This window comes from Flavobacterium psychrophilum (assembly GCA_001708385.1).
Classification (GTDB): Bacteria; Bacteroidota; Bacteroidia; order Flavobacteriales; family Flavobacteriaceae; genus Flavobacterium; species Flavobacterium psychrophilum_A.
This window is the reverse complement of record CP012388.1, coordinates 1,312,883-1,329,179: the sequence shown is the minus strand read 5'-3', so window position 1 is coordinate 1,329,179 and position 16,297 is coordinate 1,312,883. Positions and strand designations below refer to the sequence as shown.

20 protein-coding genes, 1 tRNA gene and 1 pseudogene are annotated in these 16,297 nt (G+C 39.5%); 6 read left to right on the top strand and 16 right to left on the bottom strand.

Features of this window, described 5'->3' with window-relative positions:
• Positions 1-114: 114 nt before the first annotated feature.
• Positions 115-483: pseudogene (locus ALW18_05850) on the top strand (hypothetical protein).
• 21 nt (positions 484-504) lie between these two features.
• On the opposite strand, the gene ALW18_05845 reads toward ALW18_05850, so the two are convergent.
• From ALW18_05845 to ALW18_05825, 5 genes are all read right to left on the bottom strand, one after another.
• Positions 505-852, bottom strand: a complete 348-nt coding sequence (locus ALW18_05845; GenBank protein AOE52084.1) for a hypothetical protein — start codon at positions 850-852, stop codon at positions 505-507.
• 23 nt (positions 853-875) lie between these two features.
• On the bottom strand, positions 876-1,460 hold the full coding sequence (locus ALW18_05840; protein AOE52083.1) for a hypothetical protein: 585 nt from the start codon (positions 1,458-1,460) through the stop codon (positions 876-878).
• Positions 1,461-1,575: 115 nt separating this feature from the next.
• Positions 1,576-2,004 carry a hypothetical protein gene (locus ALW18_05835; GenBank protein AOE52082.1) on the bottom strand — a complete coding sequence of 143 codons (429 nt, stop codon included), beginning with the start codon at positions 2,002-2,004 and terminating at the stop codon, positions 1,576-1,578.
• A gap of 92 nt (positions 2,005-2,096) precedes the next feature.
• A complete protein-coding gene (locus tag ALW18_05830) occupies positions 2,097-2,633 on the bottom strand; it encodes a hypothetical protein (protein AOE52081.1) in 537 nt (178 codons plus the stop codon).
• Positions 2,634-2,700: 67 nt separating this feature from the next.
• Positions 2,701-3,027, bottom strand: a complete 327-nt coding sequence (locus tag ALW18_05825; GenBank protein AOE52080.1) for a hypothetical protein — start codon at positions 3,025-3,027, stop codon at positions 2,701-2,703.
• Positions 3,028-3,234: 207 nt separating this feature from the next.
• Between ALW18_05825 and ALW18_05820 the strand changes: the two genes are divergently transcribed.
• On the top strand, positions 3,235-3,447 hold the full coding sequence (locus tag ALW18_05820; GenBank protein ID AOE52079.1) for a hypothetical protein: 213 nt from the start codon (positions 3,235-3,237) through the stop codon (positions 3,445-3,447).
• 22 nt (positions 3,448-3,469) lie between these two features.
• Here ALW18_05820 and ALW18_05815 read toward each other — a convergent pair whose 3' ends face one another.
• Together ALW18_05815 and ALW18_05810 are read right to left on the bottom strand one after the other, a co-directional pair.
• The gene (locus ALW18_05815) at positions 3,470-3,952 is read right to left on the bottom strand and encodes a hypothetical protein (GenBank protein ID AOE52078.1); all 483 of its coding nucleotides are present in this window, start codon (positions 3,950-3,952) and stop codon (positions 3,470-3,472) included.
• 116 nt (positions 3,953-4,068) lie between these two features.
• Positions 4,069-4,145: transfer RNA gene (locus ALW18_05810), tRNA-Met, on the bottom strand.
• Between the two features lie 150 nt (positions 4,146-4,295).
• Here ALW18_05810 and ALW18_05805 point away from each other — a divergent pair.
• Together ALW18_05805 and ALW18_05800 are read left to right on the top strand one after the other, a co-directional pair.
• The gene (locus ALW18_05805; protein ID AOE52077.1) at positions 4,296-4,688 is read left to right on the top strand and encodes a hypothetical protein; all 393 of its coding nucleotides are present in this window, start codon (positions 4,296-4,298) and stop codon (positions 4,686-4,688) included.
• A gap of 52 nt (positions 4,689-4,740) precedes the next feature.
• Entirely contained in the window at positions 4,741-5,580 is an 840-nt protein-coding gene (locus ALW18_05800) for an aminotransferase class IV (GenBank protein ID AOE52076.1), read from the top strand.
• On the opposite strand, the gene ALW18_05795 is transcribed toward ALW18_05800, so the two are convergent.
• The 4 genes from ALW18_05795 to ALW18_05780 all read right to left on the bottom strand — a co-directional run bounded on the left by ALW18_05795 (position 5,577) and on the right by ALW18_05780 (position 9,705).
• Positions 5,577-6,137 (bottom strand): transcriptional regulator, encoded by a 561-nt coding sequence (locus ALW18_05795; protein ID AOE52075.1) that lies wholly within the window; start codon positions 6,135-6,137, stop codon positions 5,577-5,579. The genes ALW18_05800 and ALW18_05795 overlap by 4 nt on opposite strands.
• Before the next feature lie 259 nt (positions 6,138-6,396).
• Positions 6,397-6,675, bottom strand: a complete 279-nt coding sequence (locus tag ALW18_05790; GenBank protein AOE52074.1) for a DNA-binding protein — start codon at positions 6,673-6,675, stop codon at positions 6,397-6,399.
• A gap of 189 nt (positions 6,676-6,864) precedes the next feature.
• Positions 6,865-7,812 (bottom strand): methionyl-tRNA formyltransferase, encoded by a 948-nt coding sequence (locus ALW18_05785; GenBank protein ID AOE52073.1) that lies wholly within the window; start codon positions 7,810-7,812, stop codon positions 6,865-6,867.
• Complete coding sequence (locus tag ALW18_05780) at positions 7,813-9,705, bottom strand: ATP-dependent DNA helicase RecQ (GenBank protein ID AOE52072.1); 1,893 nt, start codon at positions 9,703-9,705, stop codon at positions 7,813-7,815. It abuts the gene before it with no gap.
• Between the two features lie 205 nt (positions 9,706-9,910).
• On the opposite strand from ALW18_05780, the gene ALW18_05775 reads away from it, so the two are divergent.
• Entirely contained in the window at positions 9,911-10,111 is a 201-nt protein-coding gene (locus tag ALW18_05775) for a hypothetical protein (GenBank protein AOE52071.1), read from the top strand.
• A 179-nt stretch (positions 10,112-10,290) separates the two neighbouring features.
• Here ALW18_05775 and ALW18_05770 read toward each other — a convergent pair whose 3' ends face one another.
• Both ALW18_05770 and ALW18_05765 read right to left on the bottom strand, forming a co-directional pair.
• A complete protein-coding gene (locus ALW18_05770; protein ID AOE54321.1) occupies positions 10,291-10,953 on the bottom strand; it encodes a hypothetical protein in 663 nt (220 codons plus the stop codon).
• A gap of 365 nt (positions 10,954-11,318) precedes the next feature.
• Positions 11,319-13,649: a hypothetical protein gene (locus tag ALW18_05765; GenBank protein ID AOE52070.1), complete on the bottom strand. Its 2,331-nt coding sequence runs from the start codon at positions 13,647-13,649 to the stop codon at positions 11,319-11,321.
• Positions 13,650-14,021: 372 nt separating this feature from the next.
• On the opposite strand from ALW18_05765, the gene ALW18_05760 reads away from it, so the two are divergent.
• Positions 14,022-14,528, top strand: coding sequence for a hypothetical protein (locus ALW18_05760; protein ID AOE52069.1), 507 nt, complete (start codon positions 14,022-14,024; stop codon positions 14,526-14,528).
• Positions 14,529-14,671: 143 nt separating this feature from the next.
• Here the strand turns inward: ALW18_05760 and ALW18_05755 are convergent, their stop codons facing one another.
• Genes ALW18_05755 through ALW18_05745 form a run of 3 tightly spaced genes read right to left on the bottom strand, consistent with a single transcriptional unit; the run spans position 14,672 to position 16,292 of the window.
• A complete protein-coding gene (locus tag ALW18_05755) occupies positions 14,672-14,911 on the bottom strand; it encodes a hypothetical protein (protein ID AOE52068.1) in 240 nt (79 codons plus the stop codon).
• An 18-nt stretch (positions 14,912-14,929) separates the two neighbouring features.
• Positions 14,930-15,229 carry a hypothetical protein gene (locus tag ALW18_05750; GenBank protein AOE52067.1) on the bottom strand — a complete coding sequence of 100 codons (300 nt, stop codon included), beginning with the start codon at positions 15,227-15,229 and terminating at the stop codon, positions 14,930-14,932.
• A gap of 55 nt (positions 15,230-15,284) precedes the next feature.
• Positions 15,285-16,292, bottom strand: a complete 1,008-nt coding sequence (locus tag ALW18_05745) for a glycosyl transferase (protein AOE52066.1) — start codon at positions 16,290-16,292, stop codon at positions 15,285-15,287.
• Positions 16,293-16,297: the final 5 nt, after the last annotated feature.

Sequence of the window (16,297 nt, the reverse complement as noted above, 5' to 3'; positions counted from 1 at the left end):
TATTTTTTTCTTAATATTGGTATAATCAATCAATCACTTATGAAAAATATCATCACACTATTAGCGCTGATAGCGGGTTTTACGGCGTCAGCACAGTATGCAAAAACCTATAAATACAACGATTATAAGCAAGGATGGGCACTGGTAAAAACCAGTAGCGGAACCTACGGTTTTATTGATAAAGACGGTAAACAGGTTGTTGCCCCTATATACGATAAAATCGACAAATTCGACAAGCTGCATAAAGGCTGGGCGTTAGTTAAAAACGTTAGCGATGGCTATGGATTTTTAGATACTTCGGGTAAAGAAGTTGTTCCCGCCATTTATAGTAAAATTTACAAGTTTGGCGAACACGGCGAAAACCTGGCATTGGTACAATCTACAGCAGGTAAATACGGATTCATAGACCACAACGGCAAAGAAGTCGTAACTGCTACCTATGATGATGTACCGACCGCTAAAAATGCTGCACTTAGTAAGTAGTTCTATAAGCACGTTCGTGTTTTATAGCTTCTTCAGATAAATAGTATCGGGCTTTTTATTTATAAAAGAATATTCAATTCTTTCGCCATGCTGTGACCATACAGTTCGGGCGGTGTCCTGTTTGTGGGTAGTTGTAATAAACACCAGATCGCTAATGCCCTGGGTATTGTTTTCAATATTAAAGTAACCGGTGCTGTCGGTACTTCCGGTTAATGGCTTTAAATTACATTCCTTTACAGTAACATTTTTAAGTGGCTTCCGTGTGTCAAGGTCGTACACATACCCGTGGTAGAAGTTCTGCTTTCCCGAGCAGCCCGTTAAAATAACTATTAGTGAGGAGGCTATAATAGTTACTGTGTTTTTAATCATGCTTTTTAGGGTTAGATAGCAACTTATAAAGGGCACAATATCGCTTTTACTTCGTTCTCTGTACCAGCCGTTAGTAATTTGTACTGTCGTGCAGATTTTCCGAACTCGCATTTTTTGCACGGCTGCGTTGTTTTGTCTTTCAGGTACTTTATAGTTTTGTTGTTGGAAATATACGACCTGTACTCATTGGTTTTAATGCAACCTTCGCAGGCAGGGCCACCCTCTACAAATTCGTAGTTAAATATAAGGTTTCCGTTGTCGTAATAATAATCTTCGCGCGCATAGGTGTCGCCTACGGTTCCGAAATCGACAGTAATTTTTACGATCTCATTACCTTCATAAAAATAATCGACCTTCATTTTTTCGTCGCACATAAATTCGAAATGCTTTTTCTTCAGTTCTGTAGTGTTGATGCGTTCCACCTTTGTACGGATCGCCGCAATCGGGTCGGATTCATCTATAGGTGTAGCTTCGGTAGTGGTTGCAGTGTCGTTTTGTGTTGCGGGTGTAGCTTCGTTTTGTGCCGGCGAAGTTGCCGGATTAGCCTTAGTTTCTTTTTTGCAGGAAACTATCGCTGCACAGCATAGTACAATAAATAACTTTTTCATGGTAATTGATTTTTTGGTTGTTACTAATTTAAAAATTAGCCGGTGGAAAGCCAATTACTTTAAGAAAAGTATAAGTTTGAGGGATTATCGACTTAGGTTTGCAGGCTATGGATAATTACATTCTCCACAAGCTCCACTTCGATTTTACAGCATCGGGATTTATCTCCTGTACTTTCAGATAAAAGTGATAGAAGCTTTTATTCCAAAGCGAATAGTTATGGGTGAATTTAAGGTTTATGTCATCGGCATTATTCTGTAAAAGTATAATTTGCCAGACGGGACGCTTATTAATCTGAACACTGGTACGGCTAAGTTCTTTTATTGTAAGGAGGCTGAAAGTCGCAATCTGGCCTTCTTTATTCGCTGCATATAAATTCTGATCATCAAAATAAAGTTCTTCACTATTGATGAATTTCTTTTCTAAACCAAATAAAAATGGTCGGGATGAAATTTTTATGGCATTCGAAAGGTTGCCCACGGTAGCAGACCCGTAGGCAATATTATTTACGGTAGGTTTTGCATTTTTATAAATGTATTTAAACACTATGAAAATAATAATACCTGCTATAAGAATGTTACAAAGTAGTATTATAATAATTTGTTGATCGGTCATTGATTGTTAGTTAGGCGTTTTTTCTATTCTTTATACTCAATAACAACATCAACATTTAAGGTGTAATCAGTACTTGTAATGTCCAAATCTATATAGCTGATATAAGCCAGGTAGTTGCCGCTTTCGTGAATCTCATTTACTTTTTGGGCTATGCTTTCGGGCACATAACCAAGCTGTGTACGCTCCAGCTTTACTACCAATGAGTTTTCGAAACTGTTAGGCTCGGGTACAATGTCAATAATCTGATACTCCTTTATAATAGCAGTTAAATGTCTCTGTGCATCTATGGTATTAGTAGTTTCCAATTTAAAATTGACAGTTGCATCAAAATCTTTTTCGTTCCTTATTTCGGCTACTTTTTCAAAGCCCGGTGTTTGCAGGCGTTCAATTTCGCCGTCTTCAAATTTTTCCACGACCGAAACAGTATTTTTGGCTACTGTCGGATCCTGAATTTTTTTATTGCCCTCCTTTTTGGCGTCCTGTTTCGCTTTAATACGATAAGCGATATAGCCCAGCACTAATCCGGCTGCTACAAAAATAAAATAATCAGTATTGGTCATCTGGTTGCGTATTAATTGGTTTCCGTTGATTTGTTATCATTAAAGGTATCAAAAAAGTAGCGAAGCATTAATAGACAGGTAATTTGTTTAACGTTATAATATGTTTTTTAAGCTGCCATAAATAATCTGTTATATATGCGTTATAATTTGCAGCTTCGTATATACTTGTGAGTTTATATTTTGCTCTGTACCTATCGCTCCGTCCCTTAAAAAAGATATCTTCAAGTTCAATTTTGGAGCATATTATTGTTGCGCTTTCATATATAATGTATTCAAGCTTGTCATCTGTAGCTTTTTTTAATTTTCCTTCCTCATATTTAATCTCCTGTTTCTCTAGGAATTCATTGTTTAAATCTTTAAGTCTGTCGTACACTTCAATAAAATCTCTCTTCATCATCATCGCAGAAAGGTACTGTTATTAGTTGGTTAATTATTATTGTATTAACACTAAAAACTTGTTAAAGTATGCACTTGAGATAGCAGAATTGAATGACTATTCTTGTCGCTACGATTGCGACGTAGCAGTCGTTTGGCTATGACTTCTATAGTTTATACTAAAAGAAAGACCTAAGTTTACAGTGTCTAACAAAATGAATTACTAATGACAGATATAAAACAAACCATACCATGCCCGGTGTGCAAAACAGGCATTCCGTTTGATCCCTTCCAGTTACTAATGGGCGTGCCGCTTACCTGCCCGGGTTGCGGAAATACTATAAGCTTGGGTAAAGAGTCCAGCACTAAAGCAAAGGAGCAACTGGACGAAATAACAAAATACAGAAAAAGTATAGACGATAGTTTAGAGAAGAAATAAAAAAAGCCAACGTAGGTTGGCTTTACTCTTTGTATTCTACAGTTATGTCTGCATGTATAAAGCTAAAGCAAGGGTCAGCGTAATCCCAATCTATATAGGTAATGTAAGCCAGATAATTCCCGCCTTCGCATATTTCTTTTAGATTATTTTTATAGCTTGCTGTGATATATCCAACCTCCTCGGCGTCAAATAATATATTGATAATTTGCGAGCCTTCTGAATAAACGCCTTCCGGAATTAATTCAACAATTTGATACTGTTTGATAATGGAGGTAAAATACATTTTTGCCACAGCGTTGTTAAGTACTTTGACGCTAAAATGTTTAGTTTGATTCAACTTTTGTTCCTCACGGGCCTTAACGACTTTTTGGTAATCCTGATTTTTTAGCTGTTCAGCTTCTTTTCTTTGATTTTGTTTATCAATATGACTTTTCATAATACGATAGCCAAAATAGCCGAGAACCAATCCGCATGTAATAAAAATCAAAAAAATGCTATCGCTCATCGTTACATTTGGTTTTAAAGTAAATACAGTCAATAAAAATAACCAATAGCCGATTAAAAAGGAAAGTATAAGGCAATAAAAAACCCTAACCTTTTGATTATTAGTTAGGGTTGTTTTCGTAGCGAAGACGGGAGTTGAACCCGTGACCTCAGGGTTATGAATCCTGCGCTCTAACCGACTGAGCTACCTCGCCATTTTCGGTTTGTATTACATCTCTCAATGCGGGTGCAAATATAAGGCTTTATTTAAATGTTCCAAATAAAAAAGCAAGAAAAAAATTATTTTTCAAAACCCTTTTTTATGAATGTTAAATATTATATATTTCCAAAAATTTTAAACACCAATGGACGAAAAAATTAAATATGAACTAGAGTTTCCTATAACCTCGTCGCCGCAACTTTTGTATCAGTACATATCTACTCCGTCAGGCCTTTCTGAATGGTTTGCAGATAACGTAAACTCAAGAGGAGAGTTCTTTACTTTTATCTGGGATGATGCGGAAGAAAAAGCAAGGATGTCTTCTAAGAAGTCGGGCGAGAAGGTTAAATTCCGTTGGATTGATGACGATAATAAAGACGGAGAGTATTTCTTCGAACTTCGCATACAGGTAGATGAAATAACCAAAGACGTGTCGCTTGTGGTTGTAGACTTTGCCGAACAGAACGATATGCAGGAGTCTAAACAGCTTTGGGAAAACCAGATATCTGACCTTAAGCATGTTTTAGGATCGGTTTAGGAATTCTTTCTTATATAAGTTATATTTGCCCTGAATTTTCAGGGCTTTTTTTATGATCAACTACAACGGTGCGCTTGTTGCCGAATCTAATATATCCATTCACGAAAACAGGGCTTTTCTGTATGGCGACTCTATTTTTGAAACCTTAAGGGTGCTTGATGGTAAGGTGCTTTTTCTGGAAGACCATTATTTCAGGCTTATGGCATCCCTGCGTATTGTAAGGATGGAGATTCCTATGGCTTTCACAATGGAGTATGTGGAAGAACAGGTTATGCTGCTCGTAAACTCCCTGCCTGCTGCTCCTGCCTATAGGGTAAGGATATCGGTATTCAGGAAACCCGGCGGTTTTTACCTGCCAATAAACAACGACGTTGAGTTTATTGTAACTGCCGAAGCCTTAACGCAACCATTGTATACAATTACAGATGGTGCGTATGAGGTAGATCTGTTCCGTGATTTTTATGTTACCAAGCAGTTGCTTTCTACCCTGAAAAGCACCAACAAGATGGTACAGATTACAGGAAGCGTGTATGCGCGCGAAAATGACCTGCAAAACTGCCTGCTGCTTAACGATGAGAAGAATGTAGTTGAAGCCCTTCAGGGGAATTTATTTATGCTTACAGGTAACAAGCTTGTTACTCCTCCGGTTGCCGATGGCTGCCTTAACGGAATTATGCGTAAACAAATACTGGAACTGGCTAAGAAAATTGAAAACCTTGAAGTATCAGAGGTTTCCATATCGCCGTTTGACCTGCAAAAGGCCGATGAGTTGTTTATTACAAACGTAATAAAAGGCATTCAGCCCATAACCAAATACCGTAAGAAGGAGTTTGTAGCCACCCTGGCATCTGATCTTGTAAAAAGGCTTAATGCCAAAATACGTTTTAGCTAATTTAGAGTAGGATTCTCCGGCGCGTTAGACCATATAAGGTATTCGCCGCCAAGTTCCATTATCTTTTCTTTCCAGAACGAAGCGCTGGATTTGCCTATGATCTTATTGTCATAGCCATTCTGGGTTACGATCCATGAGTTTTCTTCCAGTTCATCATCAAGTTGGTGTGCCTCCCATCCGGTATAGCCTAAAAAGAAACGTATGTTGTTCTTTTTAATAAGCCCCTGGTTTATCAGGTCTTTGGTAGACTCAAAGTCGCCACCCCAGTATATTCCATTGGATATTTCAATGCTGTCCGGTATCAGCTCCGGTACATTGTGGATAAAGTATAAATTATCCTGCTCTACCGGCCCACCATTAAAGATCTTGAAATTTCCCCTAATCTCCGGGATAAGATCATGGATGGTGTAGCCTAACGGTTTGTTCATGATAAATCCAATAGACCCCTCGTCATTATGATCGGCAAGAAGTATTACCGATCTGTTAAAAGAAAGATCTCCGATTGTGGAAGGTTCTGCTATCAGCAGGTGTCCTTTTTTAGGTCTAAGTGAAATCATCTTCTTACATTTTGTAATAAATTTAAAAGAAAAAATATAAACTGGCAAAAATATTCACAAACATTTAGAAAAATAGCCTCCAAAAACGTAACGAAATTTTAATTTTTGAGTTAATTATTTCGCAATCTATTTGCAATGAGGAGGATAGTAATATCTTGTTTTTTTCTAAAAAATGATGGCTTTCGCTGGGAAGTGATTTATATAAACTAAAAAAGCCTCCCGTTTAAGAGAGGCTTTTCTATATTTTACTTTGTAAAGACTATTTAGTGTTTACAGATCCGTCAAGCTCAGCTCCCGGTTTGAATTTTACAACATTCTTAGCAGCAATGCTGATAGATTTACCAGTTTGAGGGTTTCTTCCTTCTCTTGCAGCTCTTGCAGATACTGACCAAGATCCGAAACCTACTAGAGATACTCTTCCGCCTTTGTTAAGCGCGCCACTCACGTTAGTTACAAAAGACTCTAATGCTTTTTTAGCTGCTCCTTTAGAGATTCCTGCATCTGCAGCGATTGCGTCGATTAATTCTGATTTGTTCATAATAATTGTTATTAATTGTTTGGTTAAAAATAGTGTTATTTACATTCCTGTCTTACAAATTTAATAGGAAATCCAAACTACGCAAGCGTTTGAGGCGATTTTACGACCGATTGTTAATAACTTTTACCAAAATGTTGACAGCGGGGCTTGTTTTTCTTAATTTTTTGTGAAAGTCCCGTATTCAGGGGGTTACGAGGCTGTCGCTTCGCCCGAGAATGTCATTCCGTTAAGGAATTCTTTCGCTGTCATTTTTTTCTTACCCGGAAACTGTAAAGCCAGTATTTTTATATAACCGTCTGTAACGGCAACACTTATTTCTTTTTTGTCGGCAAGTATCGTTCCGGCAGGTTTATCGTGTGTTTCTTCGGTAAAGGCTGTCTCGTATATTTTTACGTTCCATTCCTGTCCGTTGTCTTTAAAAAAACACCATGCGGCAGGGTAGGGGCTAAGCCCGCGTATAAGGTTATGAATTTCGTTACCGGGTTTTGTCCAGTCGATCTTGCAGTTTTCGCGGTTTAGCTTGTATGCAGTCTTAACATCATCGTCATTCGGCTGAATTGTAGTTTCGGCGCTGCCGTTCTCAATAAGCGTTAGTGTTTTTACAACGGTGTCTTTACCAAGATCCATCAGTCGGTCATGAAGCTGGCCTGCATTTTCGTTTTGGCCAATTTCAAGCGATGCTTTTAGGATCATCGCTCCGGTGTCAATCTTATCGTCTATAAAAAAGGTAGTAACGCCGGTTGTGGTTTCGCCGTTAATAACCGCCCAGTTGATAGGTGCTGCACCACGATACTGTGGTAATAGCGATGCGTGCAGGTTAAAAGTACCCAGCGACGGCATTTTCCATACGGCTTCCGGTAGCATCCTGAACGCTACTACAACCTGGAGGTTTGCATTAAGGCTTTTCAGTTCTTCCAGAAAAACTTCATCTTTAAGGTTGGTGGGCTGTAAAAGGCGCAGTCCTTTTTCAAGGGCGTACTCTTTTACCGCCGAATATTTTATTTGTTGTCCGCGGCCTGCGGGTTTGTCGGCAGCAGTAATAACTCCAACAATATCATAGTTGTGCTGGTATATCGTGTCAAGTATTCCCACGGCAAATTCGGGGGTACCCATAAATACAATTCGTAAGCGTTCCATTTATTTCAGTGTGTATTTGTTGTTCGTGTCTATTGTAACCCTTTGGTTTTCCAGCAGAATTTGCAGCGCAAATACGGTTTCTTCCGGAGTAAGGTCAAGCTGCTGTTCCAATTCTTTAGAATTTAAGGCATCAGCCTTTAATAATCCTAATATGGCATTCGCCGAATCCAAAAGGCTGGCAGGTTTACGGTTTTTTGTAATGCAATAAGAGCATATGCCACAGTCTGTACTTTCTTCCTCATCAAAATAATCAAGAATAATAAGGCTTTTGCATCTGTTTGTGGTAGTTACATATCCAATTATGGCATCAAACTGCTTAGTTTTTATCTCGTTTTGATTTTCAAGGAACTTAGCAATACGGTTTATAGTATGCTCATCTTCCCGAACTTCGTTGAATGTAATGCTGCTGTCGTTTCCGCTGCTGCGGTAAGTAATAATATCTTTTTGGGCAAGGCGTTCCAGTAAGTTGGTAAGCTGTTCTTCGGATACTTTTGCCTTGCGGGTGATAAGGCCTGCGTTAAGCGATGTTTCCATATCAAAGATCCCCGGATAGTTGCGCAGTATCGCCAGCATCATTTCTTCATCTGCCGGATTAAGGCTTATGTAGCGCATAATCTCTTTGCTGTCTATTATAAACTGCATAACCACTTTCTCTGTAAATTGCTGCGAAAGTGTAAGCACTCCCTGCCTGTCTAAAAACTGAAGGGCGTTGTATGTTTTTGCTGCCGGAAGTTTGTATTGCTGGCAGAAACTATTAAAGTTAAACGGAAAGGTTTCGTCTATACCTTCGCCATAGGCTATCTGCAAAAAGCTGTTAAGCCTGCTGTATATTTCTTTTAAGAATTTCCTGTCGGGAAGCACCTCAAGAAACTGCTGTTTGCCAATGTTTACGTCTGAAGGATTTACAAGCAGTACCCCAAACGATTTTACCCCATTACGTCCTGCGCGTCCAGCCTCCTGGTAATAGTTTTCTAAATTTTCGGGCAGCTGAATATGGATCACCGTTTTTACGTTGGGTTTGTCTATACCCATACCAAATGCATTGGTGGCAATAATTACCTGTGCTTTTTCGGTCATCCATGCCTGCATGTTGGTTTCTTTCTCTTTTTCTTTCAGTCCGCCGTGATAGAATGTTGCTTTATATCCCAAAGAATTTAACTGGGCAGATACATCATGGCACGACTTACGGTTGCGGACGTATATAATAGAAGGCTCCGGATTTTTAGTAAGTATCTGCTGAATGCGGTGCAGTTTGTCTTCTGTTTCAAAAACCATATACGCGAGATTTTCGCGTGCGAACGACTTTTTAAATACTACAGGTTTATCCAGCGCAAGCTGTGTAACAATATCATCCTGTACCCTTTGTGTTGCCGATGCTGTTAATGCAAGGAACGGAACAAGGGGCAGGTGCTTTTTTAAAGCGGCGATCTTAAGGTATGCGGGACGAAAATCATGTCCCCATTGCGACACACAGTGTGCTTCATCTACAGCAACAAGGTTTATGGGAAGTTCTTTTATACGCTCAATAACCCAATCGGCCTGGAGCCTTTCGGGAGAAAGGTATAAAAACTTGTAGCCGCCAAATTTACAGTTGTCCAGCAGGTTGCTTAGTTCATCGGTACTAATGCCTCCGGTAAGGGCAATAGCTTTAATGTCGCGTTTGGCAAGATTGGCAACCTGGTCTTTCATAAGTGCAACCAATGGCGATATTACAATGCATAAGCCTTCTTTTATCATGGCGGGCACCTGAAAGCAAACCGACTTGCCGCCGCCAGTTGGCATTAGGGCAAAAGTATCTTTACCCTCAAGTACCTGTTGGATTATCTTATCCTGAGGTTCTCTAAAGGTATCGTGCTGCCAGTATTTTTTTAGGATTTCCAGTGCCTGCTGCATAGTGATGTAAAATGAGTACGAAGTTACTAAGAATTTGGTACTTTTTTTGCATACAGTTAGATGTAATGCTATAACTATCGCGATAAGCAGGTGTGATGATCTGGATTTTACCGAATTTCTTAAACTTCGGTAAAAAAACCTAAGTCTTTGTTAAACACTTTTTTATTCGGAAATACGTTATATATCTTTACAGGGATTGATATTAATGATAAATGAAATTACTATGAAACAAACATCACCTAACTCAGGATTTGGCCAGGCAGAATATGTTACTGCCGGTAAAAAAAGATACGCTCAGCACTTTTCTTTTAAAAGAAAAGATGCTATTATAACTTATATAGAAATAGTAGGGGCTACTGCCATTGCCCTGTTTGCAGCTGCTGGTATATACCAGATTTTCAGCTAAAATTTAGTTATCTGTGGGATAAAAAGGCATGAGCTAAGGCTTGTGCCTTTTTTTTGTTGTCTAAATGAAAGATGTCTCTAACACACGGTTGCTTTGGATGTGTTTGAACTGAAGACAAAAAAGGGTGCAGATAGTAATCTACACCCTTTTCTTCTCAAAAGAAATTGCACTATTGTGCTTTACGAAGCAGCTACAACGCCGGCTTCTATATATTCTTTAAATCCTTCTACATCTTTTTGCAGCATTTTTTCGAATACAGGAGTAAGCAGTTTTCCTGCCACCTCTCCGGCTTTACCGCCCGGTGCATGGTAAGCAATGCTTACTTCAATATCGGTGCTGTTTCCGTTAGCGGTAAATTTAACCCTTCCCGCATTATGAATTGTAGAATCTGCAAGCGATTGCCATGTCAATAATTCGTTAGGCTTATCGGCTAATATCTGTGCTTTCCAGCTAACGCTTCCGATACCGGCAGGCAGTTTGGCTTTCCATTCAGAAGTTTGCGAATCAAGTTCTACAACGCTGCTAAGATGTTTCATGAACATCGGCAGGTTCTCAAGCTGTCTCCATGAGCCATATACTTCTTCTACAGGTTTGTTAACGGTTAGTGAAGTTGTTACGCCAATTTTGCTGCCTTTTAATGTTCCTGTTTTATCAAGAAGATCGTAAGCAGGGCAGTAGCCGCTTATGCCTCTAAATAGCATAGTTCCGGCAGTAACGCCTTCAGCTATTTTTTTAGGCTTGCTGTCTTTTTTCTTAAGAGCACGATACAATAGGTATGTACCTGCAGCGATCATAATCAGACGCTCGGTTTTACTTACATTAACCCTTAGTCCCGGGATGATGCTTTTTTTGTTTTTATGTAAATAACTGTCAGCTTCTTTTGGATTGGAAACTGATGCATAACGGTTCGGGTCGGTACCCGAAACATCATACTTAGAAAAGTTTTGTTTTTCAGAATTGTTGCTCGCTTCCATAATTGATTTTTTTAGTGTTTGTTACTTGATTATAAAGTTACTCATTATAAAAAATGCGGTATGGTAAGGATATTATAAAGTATTCTTAAGGTTCTTATAAAACACAAAAAAAGAGCCGCTGTCTTTACCCAGCGACTCTCAAAAAAAAATATGAATAAACAAAAACTAACTAACGAATTTTACTTCACTACAATTAAAAACTACTTACTAAAAAACTATAACTCAAATTATTCTTATTTTTTTATCACTTTCTGAGTGGCAGTCGAGCCGTTCTCAAAATGTATTTTTATCATGTATACTCCTGCCTGGGCGTTGCCAAGGTTTACCTGTTTAGCCGTTCCTGTAGCAATAAGCTGACCCGTCAGGTTGTACACTTCTATAGATTGTATGTCCCGGTTTTCCTGTACCGTAACGACATCGTTTGTTGGGTTAGGGTATAGGGTAAACTGTGTTGCGTTAACATCATCAAGACCTGCAACAAAATTATTTACTATTAGCGAATAATCTTCAACCTGACCGTAATAAGCGTTGGTACAAGAATCAAACGCTCCTGCTTCGCGAAGGTTCCACTGGTCTTTTGTTATTCTTAATCGGGTAGTGCCCGTAACAGCATCCTGCGGAACTGTAATATTTAATATTGCCTCTGTACCGTCTACGCCGTTGGTGGCTTGTATAGATGTAGCATAATACTCATTATCCATATCAAAAACATCATCCTGGTTCCAGTCGATAAATACGCGTATATCGTGCTCAAATAATCCAACAGTATTTCCCTGTACGCCAAGAATGTAGGTTTGTCCTTTAATAACTGTGCCGCTTATGTCTGTAAAATCTTCGTATGCAGGTGTCTCGTTAACTACCGCGCTTGATGCATTATTTATACCTGCAAAAACTACATGCGATATCGGTTCTACATCATATTCTACAGCTGCTGCGCAATACGGTGCCGATGAAGCAAGGTTTTGATTCTTCACTCTAACCTGAATTGTTTCAAGAACGGTATCGTCTTCTGCGCTAACTGCCTGTACCGTTATAATACCATCGTCTGTGCCTGTTACAAGTCCGTCTGCGCTGATGCTTCCAAACTCACTTCCGTTAATAATGCTCCATACAACTTCCTGGTTTACTTCTTCCGGTAGTATTTTAGCATAAAGCTGTATACTTCCATCTTTGTAAAATATCGCAGAATCATCTTCTTCGTATGTAATTTCAATGCTTTCCGGAGTAATAAGCTGATTTGAAATTGTGATTTCAATAGTATCAATAACAGTTGCATCAACGGTGCTAACCGCCTGTACTGTTACAGTACCGTCTGCAATAGCAGTTACAAGTCCGCTTTCGCTAACGGTTGCAAATTCCGTTTCTTCTTCTGTGATACTCCAAATCACCGACTGGTCTGTCTGTGCAGGAAGCACTGCAGCAGTAAGCTGAAGTGTACCATTGTTTTCCGTGATTTCGGCAGTTGCATTTTCGGCAACGCCAATTGCAATACTTACCGGTACAACAACCTGATTTGTAATTATAATTTCAATGCTGTCTAATATGTTCGCATTTACTGAACTCGCTGCCTGTACGGTCACCGTGCCATTGGCAGTGGCGGTAACCAGTCCTGCACTGTTCAGGGTTGCAAATTCATTACCTGCGGTAATATTCCACATAACATTCTGACTTGCATCAGCCGGTAAAATTGTGGTTTCAAGTTGTAATGTTCCGCCATCTGTGGTAATTTCGGCAGCGGCGTTATTTGCTACATTAAGGGCAAGGCTTGTTGGAAGTACAGGCCCCGGTGTAGACGATGCACCTTTAATGCAACGTACCGATGACCCCTGATCGCGGAATCCTCCTGCGCTTTCATTTACAATAGCGTTACTATAATAAAGATATTTTGCATAACTTAAATTACTAGTGCTTTGTGTACTGCTCCAATAGTAGCCTCTGGCGCCTACATTAGAAAAGGTACCGTTTGTACCGCTTCTGTTACCTGCAACTGTCAACTTTAGGCTACTGCTGTAAGCGGTCGCAATGTCGGTGATACCTTCAGATTCAATTATAGATCCCCATTCTTGCTCGGTAGGAATTCTCCAACCGTTGCCAAGTGCAGCTTTGCAAGGGTCGCAGCCTGTTAAATCATCAATAGCCTGGGGAGTTTCGGCAGTCCATTGCTGTCCTTCTGTTTCTTCGTCCCACCATGCCGGGTCCGATATCAGGAAAGCCGTGGTTTGCAGTCCTGCCGGGTTGTTGGGCTCGGGTGTTTCGTCAGATGTTGGCGATGTCCTTCTTTGGTGGCCATCATTCCAGCGTCCCCATTGGTAAAGGTCTCCATAGGCCTCTGCATCAGTAGCAGATGTAGCAACGCTGGTGCTTCCAAGGTTTTGCTGAAGCCAAATGTTGCCATCGGCGGCCCTTACTGTGGCGTACTGTACAGATTCTCCGTTGTACGTAAAAGCTACACAGCCGGTATCGCCTGCGTTTTGTCCCGGTTCGGTACCGTTACATGTGGTGGTTTGTGCTTTAGCTATGCCAAACATTAGTATGGCGGTAAAAAAAAGTATTCTTTTTTTCATGAAATGGTAATTATTTATCTCGGTACAAATGTATTTATTTAGATTAATTAAAAATAGTGGTTATTGAATTTATCAGAATAAATTTATTTTTAAACATTTTGAGTGGCTAAAAACCGTTTTCTTAACACTATTATTTTTTCATTATCAGGTTTGGGGTGGTTTTCTTAAGAAGTAGGATGTCCGATGTTTGAAGTCCGATGTCTGCGCAACTGCGCAACTCTAGTTCTATTGTATTGTTAACGTAACTTTAAGTGTTTGTGCTAAATAAATGATAAACAGGTAGTGAAAAAGGGTTGCAGGCTGTTTTATAGATTAATTTTGGTATCACCTTCCTATATAAACAAACAGTATTTACCTTTAAAACAACAAGCTATGAAAAAATTACTCTTCTCATTGCTGTTTGCACTGCCCGCTATAACTATGGCGCAGGACGGATTCAGAAACGAAAATGGAAGCCTGGTGTGGCAGCGTACATACCCTGCTGCTACAAATGTGCAGGCAATGCTGGACAGCCAGCCCGATCTTAAAATAGATACATTTATAAACGAAATATACGCAGGCTCTGCAGATAAGGTAAAAAATACCTGCGAGGACGGAAGCCCCGTAATGCGAAACAACTGCAAGTTTGATTTTGTAGTGAAAAAAGAAAGTGACAACTATGTGGTTACCGTGACCAATCTTAAAGTGATTGAAGTGATGGGGCCAATGCAGGCAAGAACTATTGTAAACCGTTGCGAAAAGTATTTTGTAGATGCTGCCAATAAAGTAAAGAAAGACCCGCGCACCCAAAAAGATATGGGGTGTATGGATAATTTTCTTTCCGGTATTTTTGGTGCAGGTGTAGAAGGTTCTGAAGTAACAACACTTACTGCCAATTAAAAATTTCACTCACACAAATGACGCCTCCTGCATTTTATGTACGGAGGTTTTTTAGTGCCTTAGTTGGATTTAATTTTCAGGCATAAAAAAAACCACCCGCGCTAACGGATGGCTTACCAATAAAGTAATTATTAGTTACTGTCTTAAGATGCTGCCAAAGGCATAACAAATATCTCGTTCTTTTTAACCTCATCTTCTGTATCTTCAACTACGGGTACACCCAGTATTTCAAGAGACGTAAAGATCATTCTGTTATTTTCATTGGCGTATTCTGTAGCAAGTACATCATAATCGCGCGGGTGAAGAACTATTGTATCGTTATCAGTAAGGTCGTTATCAATAATAAATTCCTGTACTGTGTCGTAGCTTATGGAGTATCTCATATAAGGTGATGATAAGTGCTAATTAAATTTTACTTCAAGTACATCAATTTCGCCTTCGTTAATTTCGTTGTTGTCGTCAGCTATAATGTTGATGCCCGAAATACAAAGCGATTTTGCTTTTTTCTTGCTGTTGCTAACCAGTTTATCAAAGTTAGAAGGGTGTAGCATAAGCATTACATTTTCGCTTAAGGCGTTAGTAAGTATAAAATTTTTGATCGTTGCTAAGTCAATGTTCTTTTTCATAGCGAATTGTTTTAGGTGGTTATCTTTTACAAAGATGGGCGATAAACCTTTAAAGTTTTGGTAAAGGAATGCCAATAAAACATTAAATAATTTTAAGAAAATACTTAACAAGTTGTTATTCAGGTGTTAACTATATCGATAATAGCGGTATAGTGCTGTGTTTCATTACTACACGGTCTACAATGTCCTGTGTCATGTCTTTATAGTTCACTGGGATAACCTCGCCGTTTTCGATCCAGTCATTAATAACAGCATCATATTTAAGTTTTAGGCTTTTAATAACCGGTACGCCCATCTGGTCTAAAGCGGCAGCGTTAAGCTGCTGCTCGTATTGATTTTTCATCGGTATAACCAAAAGCTTCTTGCCAAGGTAAAGTGCTTCGGCAGGGGTTTCAAAGCCTGCTCCGCACAACACTCCGGCAGATGCCGCCATGCTTGCCGTAAAGAGTTTGTTGTTTATCGGCTGAACGATAATATTCTTTTGTACGATCTCTTTCTTATTGTGTTTAGAAAAAATATCCCACTTCACATCTTTAAACTGCGACAGCCTTTTTATAAGTGTTTTGTCATCGTACGCCGGAAGATAAACCGTATAATGGCCTCCGTTTGTAACCTCATGCTCACGTACCTGCTGCCGTATTACGGGTGTGAATATTTTTTCGTCGTCACCCTTAAAGTGAAAACCGTATTTTACATCGACAGGGGCGTAGTGCTTTAAGATGAACCTACCCGTCCTGTCGGAATTTTTAGGTAACGGGTATCTCGAATCTAATACTGCCGCCTGATGGCTTAACCCAACGCAGGGTTTATTTTTAAGGCTGCATGCCCAGGCAGAAACAGGTTCGAAATCGTTAATTACTAAGTCGTATTTTTCTACCGGAAGTTCCTGAATGCTTTTTACCAGTTTGCGTATGTTGGTTTTGGTAAAGGTTTTCCATAAGTCTACCCCGCCTTTTTTGCCGAAGATAAAGCTAAGGCCCCTTAACTCATACTTAACAGGGAAGGGTAACTTCAGGTCGCCCTGAATACCGCTGACCAATATATCTACCTCTCCGTGTTTTTGAAGGCAGGGAATAATATCTATAGCACGGCTTAGGTGTCCGTTTCCTGTGCCCTGTACGGCATACAATATTTTCATGCTGT

Excerpts from the sequence above, each read along its gene's own strand:
- ALW18_05795 (AOE52075.1), bottom strand. The coding sequence starts at position 6,137 with ATGATTTCACTTAGACCTAAAAAAGGACACCTGCTGATAGCAGAACCT.
- ALW18_05790 (AOE52074.1), bottom strand. The coding sequence starts at position 6,675 with ATGAACAAATCAGAATTAATCGACGCAATCGCTGCAGATGCAGGAATC.
- ALW18_05745 (AOE52066.1), bottom strand. The coding sequence starts at position 16,292 with ATGAAAATATTGTATGCCGTACAGGGCACAGGAAACGGACACCTAAGC.
- ALW18_05840 (AOE52083.1), bottom strand. The coding sequence starts at position 1,460 with ATGAAAAAGTTATTTATTGTACTATGCTGTGCAGCGATAGTTTCCTGC.
- ALW18_05785 (AOE52073.1), bottom strand. The coding sequence starts at position 7,812 with ATGGAACGCTTACGAATTGTATTTATGGGTACCCCCGAATTTGCCGTG.
- ALW18_05780 (AOE52072.1), bottom strand. The coding sequence starts at position 9,705 with ATGCAGCAGGCACTGGAAATCCTAAAAAAATACTGGCAGCACGATACC.
- ALW18_05845 (AOE52084.1), bottom strand. The coding sequence starts at position 852 with ATGATTAAAAACACAGTAACTATTATAGCCTCCTCACTAATAGTTATT.
- ALW18_05755 (AOE52068.1), bottom strand. The coding sequence starts at position 14,911 with ATGAGATACTCCATAAGCTACGACACAGTACAGGAATTTATTATTGAT.
- ALW18_05830 (AOE52081.1), bottom strand. The coding sequence starts at position 2,633 with ATGACCAATACTGATTATTTTATTTTTGTAGCAGCCGGATTAGTGCTG.
- ALW18_05815 (AOE52078.1), bottom strand. The coding sequence starts at position 3,952 with ATGAGCGATAGCATTTTTTTGATTTTTATTACATGCGGATTGGTTCTC.
- ALW18_05765 (AOE52070.1), bottom strand. The coding sequence starts at position 13,649 with ATGAAAAAAAGAATACTTTTTTTTACCGCCATACTAATGTTTGGCATA.
- ALW18_05760 (AOE52069.1), top strand. The coding sequence starts at position 14,022 with ATGAAAAAATTACTCTTCTCATTGCTGTTTGCACTGCCCGCTATAACT.
- ALW18_05775 (AOE52071.1), top strand. The coding sequence starts at position 9,911 with ATGATAAATGAAATTACTATGAAACAAACATCACCTAACTCAGGATTT.
- ALW18_05825 (AOE52080.1), bottom strand. The coding sequence starts at position 3,027 with ATGAAGAGAGATTTTATTGAAGTGTACGACAGACTTAAAGATTTAAAC.
- ALW18_05820 (AOE52079.1), top strand. The coding sequence starts at position 3,235 with ATGACAGATATAAAACAAACCATACCATGCCCGGTGTGCAAAACAGGC.
- ALW18_05800 (AOE52076.1), top strand. The coding sequence starts at position 4,741 with ATGATCAACTACAACGGTGCGCTTGTTGCCGAATCTAATATATCCATT.
- ALW18_05805 (AOE52077.1), top strand. The coding sequence starts at position 4,296 with ATGGACGAAAAAATTAAATATGAACTAGAGTTTCCTATAACCTCGTCG.